This is a genomic window from Pseudomonas putida group bacterium ESBL64 (assembly GCF_045277175.1).
Lineage (GTDB): Bacteria > Pseudomonadota > Gammaproteobacteria > Pseudomonadales > Pseudomonadaceae > Aquipseudomonas > Aquipseudomonas alloputida.
Genome location: NZ_CP145799.1, coordinates 1193513 through 1211802, shown reverse-complemented (window position 1 = coordinate 1211802; position 18290 = coordinate 1193513). Strand labels below are relative to the sequence as shown.

Below are 18290 nucleotides of genomic sequence, written 5' to 3'. Positions count from 1 at the left end.
AGGCCCTCACTGGCCGGTATGCTGTGCGATGGGCGGGGCAGTGGGTGCGTTGTCGACCTGCACCTGGTCACCGGCCTTGACGTGCTGCAGGCCTTCGACCACCACCCGCTCGCCGGCCGCCAGGCCCTCGCTGACGACCCAGCGGTCGCCTTGGGCGCTGCCCAGTACAACCTGGCGGTCGCTGACCCGGGCGTGCTGGTCTACCACCAGCACCTTCGGCACACCGGCGCTGTCACGCAGGATGGCGCGTTGCGGCACGCTCAGGCCCTTGGGTTGCACCGCTTGCTCCAGGCGTACCCGCACGTAGCTGCCAGGCAGCAGGTCGAGGTCCGGGTTGGGGAATTCGCTGCGCAGGGTGATCTGGTTGGTGCTGGGGTCGACGCTGATGTCGGAGAACAGCAGCTTGCCCGGCAGCGGGTAGGCGCTGCCGTCATCCTGGATCAGCGTGGCGCGTGCCTGGCCGTCGCCCACCTGCTGCAATTCGCCAGCGCGCAGGGCGCGGCGCAGCGCGTTGAGCTCACGGGTAGACTGGGTGACATCGGCATGGATCGGGTCCAGCTGCTGGATGGTCGCCAGCGGGGTGGTTTCGTTTTGCCCGACCAGCGCGCCTTCGGTGACCTGGGCGCGGCCGATACGGCCGGAGATCGGCGCGGTCACGGTGGCATAGCCGAGGTTCAGCCGGGCGCGCTCCAGCGCCGCCCTGGCTTCGGCCACTTCGGCATCGGCCTGCAGGAAACTGGCCTTGGCGTTGTCGTATTCCTGGCGGCTGACGGCTTTGTCGTCGACCAGCTCGCGGTAGCGCTGCTCTTGCAGGCGCGCCTGATACCGGGTGGCCTCGGCCTTGGCCAGCGTGGCGCGGGCGCTGTCGTGGTCGGCCTTGAACGGTGCCGGGTCGATCAGGAACAGTACATCACCCTGCTTGACGTCGCTGCCTTCGCGGTACACCCGCTTGAGCACCACGCCTGCGACCCGCGCACGCACTTCGGCGGTGCGTGGCGCGAGGATACGGCCGCTGAGTTCGCTGCTGATGGCCAGTGGCTGCAGTTGCAGGGTTTCCACGCGCACTTGCGCAGTGGGTGCCTGGTCGTCTGGCTCGGCGCTGTCGCTGCAACCGGCCAGGGACAGGCTCAGCAATGCCATGAGCGCCAACGGGCGCAGGCACGGGGAGAGGGTAGTAGGCATGCGGATCTTCCGATGATGACCGTGTATATGCTAAGGCAGACGCTGGCTGAGCGGCTGTTAATACCTGTAGGGCGAGTGTGAAAAAGTGTGAAGAATGGTCCTGTCGAGTGGTTGGGTTCTATATTCTGCATGGGCCTGTGGCGAGCACTTCGCGGGTAAACCCGCTCCTACGGGGACCTGCAGGAGCGGGTTTACCCGCGAAGTGCTCGCCACAGGCTTACTTCAACCCAGACGCCCAAGCACCTATGCCGAACATTTTCCTGGTCGAGGACGACAGCGCCCTGTCCGAGCTGATCGCCAGCTACCTGCAACGTAACGACTTCCATGTCCAGGTGATCGCCCGGGGCGATCATGTGCTGGACGAGTACCGTCGGCAAAGGCCTGACCTGGTCATCCTTGACCTGATGCTGCCGGGCATCGATGGCCTGCAGCTGTGCCGGCTGCTGCGCCAGGAGTCGCAGACCCTGCCAATCCTCATGCTGACGGCCCGCGACGACAGCCATGACCAGGTGCTTGGCCTGGAAATGGGGGCCGACGACTACGTGACCAAACCCTGTGAGCCACGCGTGCTGCTGGCCCGCGTGCGCACGCTGCTGCGCCGCAGCAGTGTCAACGAACCGCGCCTGGAAAACGACCTGATCCTGATTGGTGGCCTGCGCATCGACCTGGCCGAGCGCACGGTGAGTTGGCGCGGCGAGGAGGTGGAGCTGTCCAGCGGCGAGTACAACCTGCTGGTGGTGTTGGCGCGCAATGCCGGTGAGGTGATGAACCGCGACCGTATCCTGCAACAACTGCGTGGCATCGAGTTCAATGGCACCGATCGCTCCGTTGACGTGGCCATTTCCAAACTGCGGCGCAAGTTCGACGACAACGCCGGCGAAGCGCGCAAGATCAAGACCGTGTGGGGCAAGGGCTACCTGTTCAGCCGTGTCGAGTGGGAGTGCTGATCGGCCATGCTCAAGATCCTGGTGCGGTTGTACCTGGTGATCATCGTCGCCTACGCCGGCGCATTGCTGTTCATCCCTGACACCATTGTCGGCCTGTTCCGCGACCGGTTCATGGCCTACAACCTGGACCAGGCCAAGGGCGTACAGGCGTTGATCGTGCGCCAGTTCCGCCAGGCCCCGCGCGAGCAGTGGCCAGCGGTGGAGCAGGAACTGGCCAGTGATTTCGCGCCGCTGGAGCTGCAGCTGCTGCGCAGGGATCAGGCCGGTTTGAGCGATGAGGAGCAGGCGCGCCTGGCGCAGGGGCTGTACGCAGTGCGCATTGCCGAGTGGGGCTATTACGAGACGGTGCTGGCGCCGCTGGACAAGGAGTGGCTGGTACGCCTGCATTCCCCGCCGGACCCGCTGGACATCAACGTGCTGTCGTGGGGCGTGACCGTATTGATTGGTGCAGCCATGCTGGGCTGCCTGCTGCTGTGGGTATGGCCGCACTGGCGTGATCTGGAGCGCCTCAAGGAGACCGCTCGGCGCCTGGGCCAGGGGCAGATGGCTGAGCGTACGCACATTTCGCCTCACTCCAACATTGGTGAGCTGGCCGGGGTATTCGACACCATGGCCAGTGACCTGGAACGCCATGTCAACCAGCAGCGTGAACTGCTCAATGCGGTATCGCACGAGTTACGCACGCCACTGACCCGGCTGGACTTCGGCCTGGTGCTGCTGTTCGACGAAGTGCCGCCAGCCAGCCGCAAGCGCCTGCTGGAGCTGGTCGGGCATGTGCGCGAGCTGGATGAACTGGTGCTGGAGCTGCTGTCCTACAGCCGGTTGTACAACGCCGATCAGGCGCGGGAGCGGGTGGAGGTATCGCTGCTGGAGCTGGTCGACAGTGTGCTTGGCGGCTTTGCCGAGGAGCTCGATGGCCGGGGTATCCAATGGGAGGTGCGGGCCGAGGGTGAGTTGCCGCGCTTTGTACTGGACCCGCGGCTGACGGCGCGCGCGGTGCAGAACCTGGTGCGCAATGCCATGCGCTATTGCGATGAAAGCCTGTTGCTGCGCTTGCGCCTGGAAGCCGATGGCGCCTGCTTGCTGACGGTAGAGGATGACGGGATTGGCGTCCCTGTGGAGGAGCGCGAGCGGGTGTTCCAGCCGTTCTACCGCCTGGACCGCAGTCGCGATCGCAACACCGGTGGTTTTGGCCTGGGGTTGGCCATCAGCCGTCGGGCAATCGAGGGGCAGGGTGGCACCTTGACCCTGGCGCAGTCGGCGCTGGGTGGGGCGCAGTTCAGGATTCGTTTGCCCGCCGGATGATGTTTCGCCTGTTCTGCCAGCTGGCTTGATCACAACGCAAAGCGGTCTTGGCTTCCTGCAACACCTGGGCAGGGACGGCGCCGCCACGCGCTGCTCGGCCCCAGCGGGTCCAGCCCTTCAACGCCTATCGCGAACGCTTCACCTCACAGCCGGGCAGCCAAGCGCGAAGTTGTCCAGCGTTCGGGCTTTTTCTTGGGGGCTACATCTTGTAGCTTTACAGGTCGTTTATTCAGGGAGCTGAACATGCAAGGCAAGGCCCGCAAGATCGTCCAGGCCATTCTCTATGAGGCCATCGCCGTCGCCTGTGTGGCGCCTGCGCTGGAGCTGGCGTTCGGCGCCGGCATGGCGCAGTCGACCGTGCTCTCGGTGCTGATGTCGGGTATCGCGATGAGCTGGAACATGGGCTACAACTGGGTGTTCGAACGTTGGGAAGCGCGCCAGCACAAGCGTGAGCGCACCTTTTTGCGGCGCCTGCTGCATGCGCTGGGTTTCGAGGGTGGGCTGGTGGTGATTCTGCTGCCGCTGGTGGCGTACTGGCTGGACGTGAGCCTGTGGGCGGCACTGCTGACCAACCTGGCGCTGTTCGTGTTCTTCTTCGTTTACGCCTTTGTCTTCCAGTGGGGCTTCGACAAGGTGTTCGATGTGCCGCTTTCGGCGCAGCAGGCCAAGTGTTGACTTCTGGCTGTGAGGCAGGCTAAGTTCCTACCCATGAACACATTCCCGCACGTGAACGCCATTATTATTACCGCCATTATCAGCTTGGCGGGCTAGCGCGTACGTGCACCGAACCCGCCCTGGAGGCGGGTTTTTTCTCTCTGACTCCTGGGCAACGTAAAAATAGCCAAGGAGTCATCGATGACCAGCTTCAGTGTCCCTCGTACTACCGTCACCCCCCAGCAACTGCTGTCGGAGCAGGTGCGGCGCATTCTTGCCGCGCCGGTGTACGACCTGGCCATCGAAACGCCCCTGCAAGCGGCCCCGGCCTTGTCTGCCGCCCTGGGCAACCAGGTGTTGCTCAAGCGCGAAGACCTGCAGCCTACGTTTTCGTTCAAGATCCGCGGTGCCTACACCCGCCTGTCGCGTCTGACCGATGTGCAGCGTGAGCGCGGGGTGATCACCGCTTCGGCGGGCAACCATGCCCAGGGCGTGGCCTTGGCGGCATCGCATCTGGGTATCAAAGCAACGATCGTCATGCCCACCACCACGCCATCGTTGAAAGTGGAAGGTGTGCGTTCGCGCGGCGGGCATGTGGTGCTGCATGGCGAGAGCTTCCCGCATGCGCTGGCCCATGCACTGAAGCTGGCCGACAGCGAAGGCGCCACCTTCGTGCCACCGTTCGATGACCCGGATGTGATCGCCGGGCAGGGTACCGTGGCCATGGAAATCCTCCGTCAGCGCCCGGGGGCGCTGGACGCGATCTTTGTGCCCGTGGGCGGTGGCGGCTTGATCGCCGGGATCGCCGCCTATGTGAAGTACCTGCGCCCTGACGTGAAGGTGATCGGCGTCGAGCCGGTAGATTCCAACTGCCTGCAGGCTGCCATGGCCGTCGGCGAACGCGTGATCCTGCCGCAGGTCGGCACCTTTGCCGATGGCGTGGCGGTGGCGCAGATCGGCGCCCATTGCTTCGAGCTGTGCCGCCACTTCGTCGACGAGGTGGTGACGGTGAGCAGTGACGAGCTGTGCGCGGCGATCAAGGATATCTACGACGACACCCGTTCGATCACCGAGCCGTCCGGGGCCTTGGCCGTTGCCGGGATCAAGAAGTACGTGGCGCGTGAAGGTGTGCAGGGGCAGACCCTGGTGGCCATCGACTCCGGGGCCAACGTCAATTTCGACCGCTTGCGCCATGTGGCCGAGCGGGCCGAGCTGGGTGAGCAGCGCGAGGCGATCATTGCCGTGACAATTCCGGAACAGCCGGGCAGCTTCCGGGCCTTTTGCCAGGCACTGGGCAAGCGGCAGATCACCGAATTCAACTACCGCTTCTACCCTGGCAAGGAGGCGCGCCTGTTCGTGGGCGTGCAGACCCACCCGGTGCACGACCCGCGTGAGCAGTTGCTGGCCAGCTTGCGGGAGCAGGGGTACAGCGTGCTGGACCTGACCGACAACGAGCTGGCAAAGCTGCATGTGCGCCATACCGTGGGCGGGCATGCCGCGTCAGGGGCTGATGAGCGGGTACTGCGCTTCGAGTTTCCCGAACGGCCAGGGGCGTTGCTGGGGTTTCTGGAGCGGTTGGGCAAACGTTGGAACATCAGCCTGTTCCATTACCGCAACCATGGTGCGGCGGAGGCACGGGTGTTCGCTGCTTTGGAAGTGCCAGCGGACGAATTGGCGAGCTTGCCGTTGACGCTGGACGAGATGGGGTACCGGTATTGGGACGAGACTGACAACCCGGCGTACAAGCTGTTCCTGGGTTGAGGCACCTGTGCGGCCAATGCACGCTTGTCTAACCGCTTGCCGCCTGTGTTCGCTGCGTGACCGCCCCGCCCAAAGGGCAGGGCGATCTCCTGCAAGAAACTGCGCGAGCCAACGCGTGGGTTTCAACGCTCGCGCATGAAAAAGCCGGCAACGAACTTGCGGAACGTTTCAAGGCTTTTGAAGTCGGCGTAGCGCTTGAAGTTCTCGGTATCCGGCTCGGGACCGATGGGCTGTTCCAGCAGCGACACTGACAACACCCGGTCCTGGTCCGAGGTCAGCACCAGTTCATCCATCACCTGCCCACCGATCACGGGGCGACGCATCTGCACTTTCACCCCTTTACTGGCCATCCAGTCGATCAGCGACACCAATGCCTTGAGCGGCTCGCGCTCTTCATCGCGGTACACCGGGAACAGGTGGGCGCGCGACAGCACGGGCACACTGGCCACATGAATCAGCTCATAGAAATGGCTGCCGGCGCTGGTCGGCGAGTAGATCATCAGCGCCAGCAACGGCCCGGTGGTGCGGCTCCCGCCCCAGTACAGGTGATGCCCCTGGAAGTCGAAGCCGTCTTCGCTGCGGTTGTTGAACAACTTGCGCCCTTTGATCTGGTCGACGCAGTCCAGCAGCAGGCCATGGCGGCGATGGTTGCCGAACACAGAGGCTTCGCGCAGGCGGGACTTGAGCATCATCATGTGCTTCATGTCCAGGCGGGTTTCCAGGTAGTTGCTGGCGGGCACCCGCTCCAGCAGCGGATAGCGGCTGGCCACGCTGCGCAACTCGGCAAACTGCGTGGTCAGGTCTTTTTTCAAGTGGGTGGCGTAGAGGTTGAGCCCGCTGGTTTCAATCCAGGTTAGCAGCAGTGACAGCAGGCGCTGCTGTTCGCGTCTGTCGTTGCCGTCGCCGGCGCCACCGGCCGTGCCAGCACGGAAGTCGCTGATCAGGCGCAAGGGTGTGTCGGGTGGCAGCCAGGCGGCGGGGGGGACAGGGTCATTTTCACGTTCGGCGGCTTCCCGCTCGTCCTTGGTGAACGGGCAGCCTGGCGCGTGCTCGGCAGTGCCCGGGTTGTTCTTGAGGAAGAGCGTACCGGTGCTGCCGTTGAGGGTGACGTTGAGCACCGGCAAGGCATCGTTGCGGCAGTCGCAAGCCAGCCACTGGTTGGCGTTGCGCACTTTCATCAGTAGCTGGTTGGCCTGTAGCAGGCGCGGGCCGGCGAGGCTGCCGGTGGCAAAGCCGACCAGCAGTTCCTCTTCAGCGGGGGTCAGGCTGCGCACCTGGGTGGCGGTTTTGTCGATGATTCGCATGAAGCAGCTCCAAGCTACGAGCCTCAAGCTTCAAGCAAAGTCGCGCGGCTTTCAACTCGCCGCTTGGCTGCCGCCGAACATCTTCGCGGCGCGGGCGCGAATCTCGTCGGGGGTCAGGTCCTCTTTGTGGGTGGACACGAACCAGATGTTGCCAAACGGATCTTTCAGGGTGCCGCTGCGGTCACCGTAAAACTGGTCGGTCAAGGGATGTAACTGGATGCCCCCGGCGGCCAGGGCCTGGGCGTAGACCTTGTCGCAGTCTTCAACATACAAGTGCAGGCCAACACCCGCACCGCTGAGCTTCTGGCTGGCGGTGAGGCCGCCTTCCATGTCGCAGGGGTCGCCCAGCATCAGCGACGAATCGCCGATTCTCAGTTCGGCATGGCCAACGCGACCGCCCGGGGCATCGAGGCGGAACATTTCCTTCGCGCCAAAGGCTTGCTTGTAGAACTCGATGGCCTTGGCGGCGTCGTTGATGGCCAGGTAGGGCGTGATGCTGTGCTGGCCTTCGGGGATGGGTTTGACTGCCATGTTCGACTCTCCTGCGCAATGGGCGCCGAAAGGCGCCCTGTTGCTTAGAGTCGTTCGCCCAGATGGAAAATCGACAGTGACGCTAGATCGATTGTCTATAAGCGCGGCGGTCAGAAGATGTAGTCGGTGGTCAGGAAGCTTGACTGGCGGTTGCGAATGATCTCGCTGATCAGCGCTTTGTTGGCCTCCTGGAAGCGGGTGGCGACCAGCGTCCGGATGGAGAACACACGCAAAGCGTCATCCACCGAGAGCGTGCCCTCGGCGCTGTTCTTGCGGCCGTTGAACGGGTAGGTGTCAGGGCCGCGTTGGCACTGAGCATTGATGTTGATGCGCCCGACCTGGTTGGCGAAGATGTCGACGAGGCTGCCGATGGTGGCCGGGTCGTTGCCGAACAGGCTCAGTTGCTGGCCGTAGTCGGAGTCCAGCACATAGTCGATCACTGTCTGCAGGTCGCGGTAGGGCACCACCGGTACCAGCGGGCCGAACTGCTCCTCGTGGTACACGCGCATTTCTTGGCTGACCGGGTACAGCAAGGCCGGGTAGAAGAATGAGCCGCGGCTGTGCCCGCCATTTTCGTTGAGCACGCGCGCGCCCTTTTCCGTCGCATCGGCAACCAGGCCATCGAGGTAGTCGACCTTGCCAGGCTCGGGCAATGGTGTCAGCGCCACGCCAGGTTCCCACGGCATGCCGGGCTTGAGCGCCGCCAATTTGCGCTGAAACTTGTCGAGGAAGGCCTCGACCACATCCTCATGCACGAACAGGATCTTCAGTGCCGTGCAGCGCTGGCCGTTGAACGACAACGCCCCGGTGACGGCCTCTTCGACAGCGTTGTCGAGGTCGACCTGGGGCAGCACGATGCCCGGGTTCTTGGCGTCCAGGCCCAGTGCGGCGCGCAGACGATGCGGGCGTGGGTGCAGTTTTTTCAGGTCGCTGGCGGCCTTGTGGGTGCCGATGAAGGCGAATACATCGACCTTGCCGCTGGCCATCAGCGCGCTCACCGTTTCCCGGCCGCGTCCATAGATGACATTGATCACGCCTGCCGGGAAGCTGTCGCGGAACGCTTCGAGCAAGGGGCGGATCAGCAGTACGCCGAACTTGGCCGGCTTGAACACCACCGTGTTGCCCATGATCAGCGCCGGGATGAGCGTGGTGAAGGTCTCGTTCAGCGGGTAGTTGTAGGGCCCCATGCACAGGGCCACGCCCAGCGGGGCGCGACGGATCTGGCCGAGGGTGCCTTGTTCCAGCTCGAAGCGGCTGGAGCGGCGGTCCAGGTCCTTGAGGGCGTTGATGGTGTCGACGATGTAGTCGCAGGTGCGGTCGAATTCCTTTTCTGAATCCTTCAGGTTCTTGCCGATCTCCCACATCAGCAGCTTGACCACGGCCTGGCGCTGTTCACGCATGCGGGCAAGGAAGGATTCCACATGCTGGATACGCTCGGCCACGCGCATGTTTGGCCAGGCGCCACGGCCTTTGTCATAGGCCTGCACGGCGGCATCGAGGGCGGTAAGCGCGGTATCGGCATCCAGCAGCGGGGCGCTGCCCAGTATGACCTGATGCTCTTCGTCGCCTTGCTTGAGCCACACCGGGCTGCGCACCGTGGCCAACGGGCCGTCCCAGCGCCTGAGCTCACCGTTGACCAGGTAGTCGCGTTGTTCCAGTGGGGCTCCCAGGCGCCAGGTTTCCGGGATGTTTTCGGCGCTGGGGAAGAGTGAATCGAGCAAACGGTCCATGGGTACTGCACCTCACATCAAAGGGCGGTTTTCAAGTCAGTTGAATCGTTTCAGCTGCGAGCATGCACTGGCTGCCGGAAAAACACCAGTCTGGTTCAACATGGCCGCCAATGCCTGCCCGGCAATCCGTCAGCGGCCTGAGAGACGTTGATGCAAGTCGTCAAAGGTTATTCATGGATAGCGAAGTGGCCAGCGGAGCTTGATGGGCACGGTTATAGCAAATGTGTTGTTGAGCGTCGGTTTGATGCGGGGAATTTGACGCCATGAAACTTGATCTAAAGTCAGCCAGAAGCCGCTTGCCAAAGCGTTTGCAGGCATCTTAAATTGTTACTGAATGTGATTAGAAAGTTGCAAGCCATACTATAAAAATCAAAGTGTTAAGTGTTTTTGCTGGATTTTTCTCTTTTTCCGATTGGCCAATAGTGCACTTCAAAAGGACGTCGAAGAAGAAATGAAAAAGACCTTGACGACTGTGGCGCGCAAGCTCCTGTCGCCCTCCATGCGCTACGAAATCAGGCTGCTGGCCAGCAAAATGCGAGAAATGATGGCGCGTGCCTGTCTCTGGCGTTGGGAAGTCGCCAGGTTTCGCCCGCAACAGGAGAGCCCGTACGAAATCCTCTACATCGGCCGCAAGCAGCAACGGGAAATGGCCAAGCTGCTGATTGGGGGCAAGGGCCAGGGCAGCGCATCGATCGTGGACGGTGCAAGTGCCACGGCGGCTGCCAGCCACGTCGTGGTCATCAGCGAAATGCCCACGTCGGGGGCGCTGTCAGTGCCGCACTACCTGAGCGCCGTGGTGCCCTTGGGGCGCCCTCTGGAAGACATCACGGCCCGCTACGACAGCGAACTGCGGCGCAGCATTCGCAAGAACCGGCCGCTGTATCACATGCGCCAAGCTCTTTCGGACGAAGAAATCGCCATGGCCGACCGGGATCTGCTGCGCCCTTATGCTTCGGCCCGGCAGGGCATTCATGCCGCGCAGTTTCCTACCGAAGAGGTGTTCCGTATTGCCAAGAGTGTCGGCCGGCTTGACTTGATCATGTTGGGCGATGAAGTGATCGGCTGTCACCTGGGGTGTGAAGTGGTACGCGGCGGCAAGCGTTACTGGAGCACGTTGCGCTTTGGCTATTGCGAGGCGGTGTTTTCCGATGCGAAGAAACTGCGCGAGGTGAATTCGATCACCACCTTCATGGCGCTTGAATGGGCACTGGAGCAGGGCTTCGATTATTACGACATCGGCCTGTGTCTGGCGCGCCCGGACGACGGCCTGCTGAAGTGGAAGCGCCGCCGCGGTGGTGATATCGATTCGCTGGGTAACCATGCGTACCTGTTTGTCCGCCTGCCCAAGACCGGTACGGCAAAGTTCTTGTGGGATACGCCGATGTTCGCGGTCGAAGGCGACAAGCTGACGTTGCATCTGGGGCTCCCGGATGGCCCAAGCGATGAAGAAGTTGCCAGTCGCTATCACGAAATGGTGTTTGGTGGCCTGCACAAGATTTATCTCTATGGCGGCAGCGGGGCAGGCGAACCGTTTGTGCAAACGTTGCGCAGCCGTTACGCCAGCTTGCAATCACCGCCCACCATGGAAAGAGTCACGAGCAATTGAGTAACTGCCAGGGATGCTTTGATCTGGCGCCTAGGCGCTGTAAGAAAAGCCTTGATACTGGTTCATGCTGCGTTGAAAACAGCCTCGGAATGCTCATGTACTCCAGTACAGTCGGGCGCGACCCCGGCCGTTCCTCGGCTGTTTTCGCCTTGCCTGACCCGCGTCTCAAGACTTTTCGTACAGCGCCTAGCGCCGGGCTCCACACTTCGCCATCAAGGGAGGACGCTTCATGGGAAGCGACATCTCGCAGTTCAGTGCATCGCCCGCAGCCAGGCAACACAGCTGGACCTTGGCCGCCTACCGCCACATGGCGCGCAAACGGCTGGGTGGAAAAACGGCGACCGATCTCAAGAGCGTCGCCACCAAGTGCTGGGACATCGCCCCGGGCGAAGCCACGGTTTCGCCGCCGGCCATTTTCCTGCCTGGTCAGCTGGAGCGGGTGACGGGCTGGGAAGGCAAGCGGTTTTACCCCTACGTGCACCCGGCGCAGACCATGGAGGGGGGCGTCAACACATTGCAAGGGCCAACCCGTGGCTACTTGATCAAGGATGTATGGCTGGTCGAAGGGGCGTTGTACAAGGGCAAAGCCAGCCATTGGCTGTCACAGAAGCCGAGTACCTTCCCGACCATCCTCATCGACAATGAAATCGACCGCGCTGCAATCTACTGCACGCAAAACGGTAACGCCTGGTTCGGCACCTGGTTGATGGAAGACTGTCCGACCTATGCGCTGGCCTGCAACGAGGGCATCCCGGTGACCACCGCCCCGTCTGCCAGGTATCCGCTGTTTACCCAGGCACCGGCCTATGAAGACTGGCTGGACATGAAGCCTTTGCGCCTGCGCAGTGCGTTCTTCCGTGAGCTGGTGCTGTTCGATGACCAGAGCAACAACCGCAGCCGGCATGCTCGCTACCGAGCCATGGGTGACAAGCTGCTCTCGCATGTGTCGTACACGCAGCACCCGGGGGTTTTCCTGTTGCGGGGCGGTGATGGTGACCTGCGCCTGTTGCGCAACGAGCTGGAGCTTGCCGAACACTTGCGTACTACCCGCGGTTTTCGCATCGTCAACCCGCTGAAGTCCGATGTGCCGAGCATTATCGCGGCATGCGCCGGGGCTAAAGTGGTCATCGGGGTGGAGGGTAGCCAGTTGGTGCATGGCGTGAATGTGCTGCAGGCTGGAGGCTGCCTGCTGACTTTGCAGCCGCCGAACCGTTTCGTCAGTTACTACAAATACCTGACGGATCGTGACCAGCAGCATTTTGGCTTTGTGGTGGGCCTGCCGGAAGGCGATGGTTTCAGGATCGATATTGACGAAGTGGAGCGCACGTTGGATCTGTTCCCACGATAAGTGTGTAGTATCGGTGCATGGATCCGCGGCGGGCAGGGCAGTAGAGGATGATCGAGGTATCACGGTTTTGGCGCGACCCTGCCTTGCCGTTCGTCGAAGCCCGACGGGTAGGGGACGGGCGCAAGGTGTGCTACGCCGCGCACTCTCACGAGAGCTTCTCCATCGGGGTGATCACGGGGGGGCGTAGCACTTACATCAACAGTGACCAGTGCGTTGAGGTGGGGGCGGGTACCACGGTGTTGATGAACCCGGGCGTGGTGCATACCTGCAACCCTGTTGCCGGGGAACCCTGGTCTTACCTGATGCTGTTCGTCGATCAGCCTTGGTTGCAGGCAGTGGGTTTTACCCTGCCAACACAGACCTGGAGCCGCTCACCTGTGTTGTACGGGCGGCTGTTGCAGGCCTTTGCCGACCTGTTCGACGCCAGGCTGCCTGATCGGGAAACCCGCCTGGCGGCCCTGTTCAGCGAGCTGCCGGGCATGCTTGCCCGTAATGCCAGCGAGATTGACCAGGGCAATCCACGGCTGGATGCAGCGGCTGCTTTCATACGCGCCCACCGCAGTGACCCGCTCAGCCTCGAAGACATCTGCGGGGCTTGCGGCCTGTCCCGCTCCTACCTGATTCGTGCGTTTCGCCAACGCTTCGGCCTGACGCCGCATGGTTACCTGCTAGACCAGCGTGTACAGCTGGCCCGGGCGCAGTTGCGCCAGGGCCGCTCAATTGCTGAAGTTGCACAGGAGGCCGGGTTCGCTGATCAGGCACACCTGCAGCGGGCATTCAAACAGCACCTGGCGGCGACACCGGGGCATTACAGAAATGCTGTCGCTAGCCTCGGTGCTCCTGCAGGAGCCGTGCATGCCTTAAAGGATCAGGTAAACCGCACTGGCAACCAGTAACACGGCCAGGCTCCGATTGAGCATGCGCAGGTGACGTGGGTTGTCCAGGTACCGGCGAATCACGCTGCCGGCCCAGGCCCAGCAGGCCACTGAGATGAAACAGATCGGCCCGTAGATCCAGGTAAACAGCCACAGCAAGTGCTGTTCACCACCGGTGTAGGCACCCACCCCGGCAACGGCTGCCAACCAGGCTTTGGGGTTCAGCCACTGCATTGCTGCGCCGTGCCAGGCGGAAGGGGCTTGGGTAGGCTGTGCGCTGTTCAGGTTACCGTCGTCACTGGCCAGCTTCCACGCCATGTACAGCAGAAACGCCACACCGCCCCAGTGCAACATCAGGCCCAGCAAAGGCCAGCGAAGCAGCAGTTGATGCAGGCCCAGCCCGACCAGCACCAGCAACAGGCAGAACCCCAGCGTGGCGCCGGCGACATGTGCAACGCTGGCGCGCAGGCCATGGCGGGCACCGCTACCAAGGGCGACGATGTTGACCGGGCCGGGAGAGATCGAGGCCGCAAGGGCGAAGGCGGCCATGGACAGGGATAGGCTCATGAGGAAGATCCACGTGGTTGGAGAGGCGTCATCCTCGCGTCGCCGACGGTCTGATGTATTGAACAAAAGTACCCGCGCACGACTCGCTCCCGCGGGGCGATAGGGCGTTGCAGGGTCGTTACAGGTTTTGTAATAGTTTTGCGCTACAACAGAAACCTGCTGTGCTTGTAGCATCGTTCTCCCAATTTGTTATCAAGGTCTATATGAGCACCTTCGCGGAGCCCCCCAGTCTTCGGCCTTTCTGGCCATCCTTCTCCCGTCCTTGTGACGTGTCCCACGTGAGTACCCGCTAATGGAATGGCTAGCCGACCCCACGGCCTGGCTAGGCCTGTTGACGCTTATCGTCCTCGAGCTGGTGCTGGGTATCGACAACCTGGTGTTCATCGCCATCCTTGCCGACAAGTTGCCGCCCCATCAGCGCGACCGCGCGCGGGTCATTGGCCTGAGCCTGGCGCTCATCATGCGCCTGGGCCTGTTGGCCAGCATTTCGTGGATGGTCACCCTTACCGCACCGCTGTTCGAAGTGTTCGGCAAGAGCTTCTCTGGCCGTGACCTGATCATGCTGTTCGGTGGTGTGTTCCTGCTGTTCAAGGCCACCATGGAGCTGCACGAACGCCTGGAAGGTCACGTGAGCCAGGCCAGTGGCACGCTGCGCCATGCCGCGTTCTGGCCGATCGTTGCCCAGATCGTGGTACTGGACGCGGTATTCTCGCTGGATGCCGTGATCACGGCGGTGGGCATGGTCGATGAGCTGTCCGTGATGATGATCGCGGTGATCTTCTCGATCGGTATCATGATCGTTGCCAGCAAGCCGCTGACCCGCTTCGTCAACGCCCACCCCACGGTGATCATGCTGTGTCTGGGCTTCCTGATGATGATCGGTTTCAGCCTCACCGCCGAAGGCCTGGGCTTCCATATCCCGAAAGGCTACCTGTACGCGGCCATCGGCTTCTCGATCCTGATCGAGCTGTTCAACCAGCTGGCGCGCGCCCGTCGCAAGCGCAGCCTGCAACAGCACAAGCCGTTGCGTGAACGCACTGCCCATGCCGTGCTGCGCCTGCTGGGCGGCCGCCGGGTCGAGGCTGACGAGGTCGGCGAGGAGATTGCCGATCTGGTCGAAGGTGGCGGCGAGCAGGTGCTGTTCGACCGCCGTGAGCGGGTCATGATCAGCGGCGTGCTGAACCTGGCCGAGCGGTCGATTCGTACGGTGATGACTGCCCGTGCCGAGGTTGATGTGATCGACCTGGCGCAACCGGCCGACGCCATTGCCCAGGCCCTGGCCAATTCGCCGTACTCGCGCCTGCCGCTGATCCGCGATGGTCGCGTGGACGAGCCCTTGGGCTTTGTGCACAAGAAGGAACTGCTGAAGGAACTGCTCTCGGGCAGCCAGCCCGATCTGGAAAGCATGGCCCGGGCGCCGTTGAACCTGCTGGAGAGCTTCAGCATCCTCAATGCCCTGGAGCAAATGCGCGGTCAGTCGACCCACATTGCCTTCGTGGTCAACGAGTTCGGTGACTTCACCGGGCTGTTGACCATGACCGACATCCTTGAGTCGATTGCCGGTGAGCTGCCGGATGCCAGTGAAGTTGAAGGCCCGGGCATCGTTCAGGAGGGCGAAGGCTTTGTGGTCAGCGGCGCGCTGAACCTCAGCCAGGTGCAGGCGCGTACTGGCTTCAGCGCCCGTGCTACCGAGGATTACCAGACCCTTGCGGGCCTGGTGATGAGCTTGCTCGACCGCCTGCCGATGGTCGGTGACCGGCTAGCCTGGAATGGCTGGATGCTGACCGTGGAGGCGGTTGAAGAGCGACGGGTACGCCAGGTTCGGCTTACACCGAACGGCGACGCTGACGTAGCAGGTGCTTGAAGCCCTCTAGCACCAGCACCAGTACTGCGGCCCAGATTGGCAGGTAGGTCAGCCACTGATCCGGGCCGATGGTTTCGCCCAGCAGCAACGCCACGCCCACCAGCAGCACGGGTTCGACGTAGCTGAGCAGGCCGAACAGGCTGAATGGCAGCATGCGGCTGGCCAGCACGTAGGCGATAAGCGCCGAAGCGCTGATCGCGCCAAGGATCGGCACCAACACATACAGCCCGGGGTGTGCTTGCAGGTCAGCGCTGGAAAGTGGGCTCTGGATCACGAAGTACAGCGCCCACGGTAGCAGCAGGCACATGTCGCACCACAGGCCGCCCAGGTGGTCGGTGCGGCAGCGTCGGCGCAGCACGAAGTAGATCGGGTAGCCGATCGTTACCAGCAGGGTTTCCCAGGCAAAACTGCCGTTTTGGTACAGCTCGTGGCCTACGCCCAGTGCGGCGCAGGCCACGGCTACCGTCTGCAGGCGTGACAGCCGCTCGCCATAGACCAGCCGCCCGGTCAGGACCATGGCCAGTGGCAGCAGGAAGTAACCCATCGACACTTCCAGGCTGCGCCCATGCAGGGGCGCCCAGAGAAACAGCCACAGTTGCACCCCCATCAGCCAGGACGTGCCGACCATGCCGAGCAACAGCACCGGCGTGCGTTTTACCCGACCCATCAGTTCGCCCACCCGCTTCCAGTCTTTCGAGACAAGCATGAACAAGGTGAGGCAGGGCAGTGTCAGCAGGGTACGCCAGCCAAAGATTTCTTCGCCATCGAGTGGCTTGAGCAGGGAGGTATAGAAGTACATCACAGCGAACAGGCAGGACGCCATGACCGATGAAACAATGCCTTTTGACACGAATGCCTCGAATGCGGGAATTGAGCGGGTTGATCAGCCGCGCATGATCTCAGGGGGCGCATCTTGCGGCAACTGCGTTGCGCTCGGGCGAGTGGCCAGGGCTGCGAGGAACTGGGCGGCCGGCATGGGCCTGGCGAACAGGTAACCCTGCTGGAAGTCCACCCCATGCGCGGCCAGGTAGTCGCGCTGCAGGTCGGTTTCCACACCCTCGGCAACGATGCCCAGGTCCAGCTTTCCCGACAGCTGGATGATGGTCTCGAGTATGTGCACAGACAGCGCATCGGCGCCGATCATGGCAACGAAGCTCTGGTCGATCTTCAGGTAGTCGACCTTGAATTGCCGCAGGTAGTTGAGGCTCGACTGGCCGGTGCCGAAGTCGTCGAGGGCGATCATCACGCCCATGGCATGCAGCTTTTCGAACAACTCAAGGGTGACCGGCGTGGGCTCGATCAGCTTGCGCTCTGTCAGTTCCAGGGTCAGCACCACCCGGCCGGGCGGAAAGTGCTGCAGGAACGTGCGGCAGTCATCCAGCAGGCTGAGGTCGCGGCAGTGGTCAGCGGTGATGTTGACACCAATATGGAAGCCGTCTTCCAACAACCCGGCATAAGGCGCCAGGCTTTGCGCGGTATGTGTCAACAGCGCGCGGGTCATGGCGACAATCTGCCCGCTGTGTTCGGCATAGGGGATGAACAGGTCGGGGCGAACCAGGCCTTCTCGTGGGTGGTGCCAGCGCATCAGCACTTCCGCACCGGCCCAGCGGTAATCGCCCTTGCGCACCACCGGCTGAAAATACGGCAGGAATTCATCGGCCTGCAGGGCACGGTCCAGTTCGGCACGCGGAGAGGTGGCGCGGCGAATCTGCCAGCGGCACACCAGCGCTGCCAGGGCACCCAGTACCAGCAACAGGCTGAGCAGGCCAGGGTAGTGGCTGCGCAACAGTTGGCCTTGCTTGTCGGCACTGTAGCCGCCCTGCACGCTGAAAGGGTAACGCGTCGAGCCTATCAGCACGTTGGCACTGGGGGCGGCAGGGGAGACACCTTTGTGGACCACGCCGTCCTTGCCCATCCAGGCGTCGCCCACGCGGATTTGCAGTTCTTCATCGGGGCCGATCAGGCGCAGTGCTGTTAGCAGGTGGTCGCCGTCCACCGTGGTGATTGCGCCGTGGTCGCCGTCGCTGGCACGGTAGACCAGCAGCGGGTGGCCCGGCGTAACCGAGTTGCCGTCCATCAGCCATAACTTGCCGTCGACGTAATCGCCAGGATTGACCGGTTCTTCGAACTCGCCGAACAGCGAGGTGCAATAAAGGTTGTTGTGCCTGAACAGGTTGGTCGAGCGCACGAAGGCATTGCGGGTAACCTGGGCCCGCAGCATAAGCTGGGCCTGCTCGCATGAACGGTCAGTCAGTGGAAGTAGCGAATTGGCGGCACGGGACAGGTTGTCGAGGATGTGTTCGACGTGCTCCAACGCCTGGCGGGTGGTGGCGTGGCTGCTGGCCTGCATTTCACGCTCGACCTGCCAGTTCATCACGGCCAGGCCGCACATGACCGGCAGCACGCCGACGACCCAAGGCAAGAGCGTGCGCCAGCTGAGTGCGGCGCGGCGTTTGACGGTAAGGGGCATGCTGACCTGACTATCATGGAGTAAAACGAGAGGATAGCCGTTTGTCGCCGCGTACGAGCAACTAAAACGCGACAAACCATTTTACGCAATGTAGAATCGATTTACGAATACAACAATAAGGTCCTTCACCTCCGAAGGATCAAGCC

The 18290-nt window shown here is 62.5% G+C and carries 15 protein-coding genes; 8 read left to right on the top strand and 7 right to left on the bottom strand.

All coding sequences use genetic code 11. The annotated features are described in order from the left end of the window. Positions 1-6 precede the first annotated feature (6 nt). Entirely contained in the window at positions 7-1182 is a 1176-nt protein-coding gene (locus V6093_RS05420) for an efflux RND transporter periplasmic adaptor subunit (protein WP_406669729.1), read from the bottom strand. A 245-nt stretch (positions 1183-1427) separates the two neighbouring features. Between V6093_RS05420 and V6093_RS05415 the strand changes: the two genes are divergently transcribed. The 4 genes from V6093_RS05415 (at position 1428) to ilvA (ending at position 5849) form a co-directional block, all read left to right on the top strand. Beyond that, on the top strand, positions 1428-2129 hold the full coding sequence (locus V6093_RS05415; RefSeq protein ID WP_003253889.1) for a response regulator transcription factor: 702 nt from the start codon (positions 1428-1430) through the stop codon (positions 2127-2129). A 6-nt stretch (positions 2130-2135) separates the two neighbouring features. Further along, positions 2136-3434 carry an ATP-binding protein gene (locus V6093_RS05410; protein WP_003253888.1) on the top strand — a complete coding sequence of 433 codons (1299 nt, stop codon included), beginning with the start codon at positions 2136-2138 and terminating at the stop codon, positions 3432-3434. 243 nt (positions 3435-3677) lie between these two features. Next, positions 3678-4109, top strand: coding sequence for a PACE efflux transporter (locus tag V6093_RS05405; protein WP_003253887.1), 432 nt, complete (start codon positions 3678-3680; stop codon positions 4107-4109). Positions 4110-4289: 180 nt separating this feature from the next. Beyond that, positions 4290-5849: a threonine ammonia-lyase, biosynthetic gene (gene ilvA, locus V6093_RS05400; RefSeq protein ID WP_003253886.1), complete on the top strand. Its 1560-nt coding sequence runs from the start codon at positions 4290-4292 to the stop codon at positions 5847-5849. A 122-nt stretch (positions 5850-5971) separates the two neighbouring features. Here the strand turns inward: ilvA and V6093_RS05395 are convergent, their stop codons facing one another. The 3 genes from V6093_RS05395 to V6093_RS05385 form a co-directional block, all read right to left on the bottom strand. After that, a complete protein-coding gene (locus V6093_RS05395) occupies positions 5972-7153 on the bottom strand; it encodes a hypothetical protein (protein ID WP_108078429.1) in 1182 nt (393 codons plus the stop codon). Positions 7154-7204: 51 nt separating this feature from the next. Then, positions 7205-7684, bottom strand: a complete 480-nt coding sequence (locus V6093_RS05390; protein WP_004577478.1) for a VOC family protein — start codon at positions 7682-7684, stop codon at positions 7205-7207. A 110-nt stretch (positions 7685-7794) separates the two neighbouring features. After that, complete coding sequence (locus tag V6093_RS05385; RefSeq protein ID WP_047605195.1) at positions 7795-9414, bottom strand: NADP-dependent glyceraldehyde-3-phosphate dehydrogenase; 1620 nt, start codon at positions 9412-9414, stop codon at positions 7795-7797. Positions 9415-9865: 451 nt separating this feature from the next. On the opposite strand from V6093_RS05385, the gene V6093_RS05380 reads away from it, so the two are divergent. The 3 genes from V6093_RS05380 to V6093_RS05370 all read left to right on the top strand — a co-directional run bounded on the left by V6093_RS05380 (position 9866) and on the right by V6093_RS05370 (position 13264). Then, complete coding sequence (locus V6093_RS05380; RefSeq protein ID WP_003253880.1) at positions 9866-11020, top strand: hypothetical protein; 1155 nt, start codon at positions 9866-9868, stop codon at positions 11018-11020. Positions 11021-11249: 229 nt separating this feature from the next. Then, positions 11250-12368: a glycosyltransferase 61 family protein gene (locus V6093_RS05375; protein WP_004576556.1), complete on the top strand. Its 1119-nt coding sequence runs from the start codon at positions 11250-11252 to the stop codon at positions 12366-12368. A 47-nt stretch (positions 12369-12415) separates the two neighbouring features. Beyond that, on the top strand, positions 12416-13264 hold the full coding sequence (locus V6093_RS05370) for an AraC family transcriptional regulator (protein ID WP_003253877.1): 849 nt from the start codon (positions 12416-12418) through the stop codon (positions 13262-13264). On the opposite strand, the gene V6093_RS05365 is transcribed toward V6093_RS05370, so the two are convergent. After that, a complete protein-coding gene (locus V6093_RS05365; RefSeq protein ID WP_047605196.1) occupies positions 13229-13810 on the bottom strand; it encodes a LysE family translocator in 582 nt (193 codons plus the stop codon). The two genes, V6093_RS05370 and V6093_RS05365, sit on opposite strands and share 36 nt — an antisense overlap. A 292-nt stretch (positions 13811-14102) precedes the next feature. Here V6093_RS05365 and V6093_RS05360 point away from each other — a divergent pair, with 292 nt between their 5' ends. Beyond that, the gene (locus tag V6093_RS05360) at positions 14103-15674 is read left to right on the top strand and encodes a TerC family protein (protein WP_406669728.1); all 1572 of its coding nucleotides are present in this window, start codon (positions 14103-14105) and stop codon (positions 15672-15674) included. Here the strand turns inward: V6093_RS05360 and rarD are convergent. Together rarD and V6093_RS05350 are read right to left on the bottom strand one after the other, a co-directional pair. Next, positions 15637-16524 (bottom strand): EamA family transporter RarD, encoded by an 888-nt coding sequence (rarD, locus tag V6093_RS05355; protein ID WP_047605198.1) that lies wholly within the window; start codon positions 16522-16524, stop codon positions 15637-15639. The genes V6093_RS05360 and rarD overlap by 38 nt on opposite strands. A gap of 33 nt (positions 16525-16557) precedes the next feature. Continuing rightward, positions 16558-18144, bottom strand: a complete 1587-nt coding sequence (locus V6093_RS05350; RefSeq protein WP_406669727.1) for an EAL domain-containing protein — start codon at positions 18142-18144, stop codon at positions 16558-16560. Positions 18145-18290 lie beyond the last annotated feature (146 nt).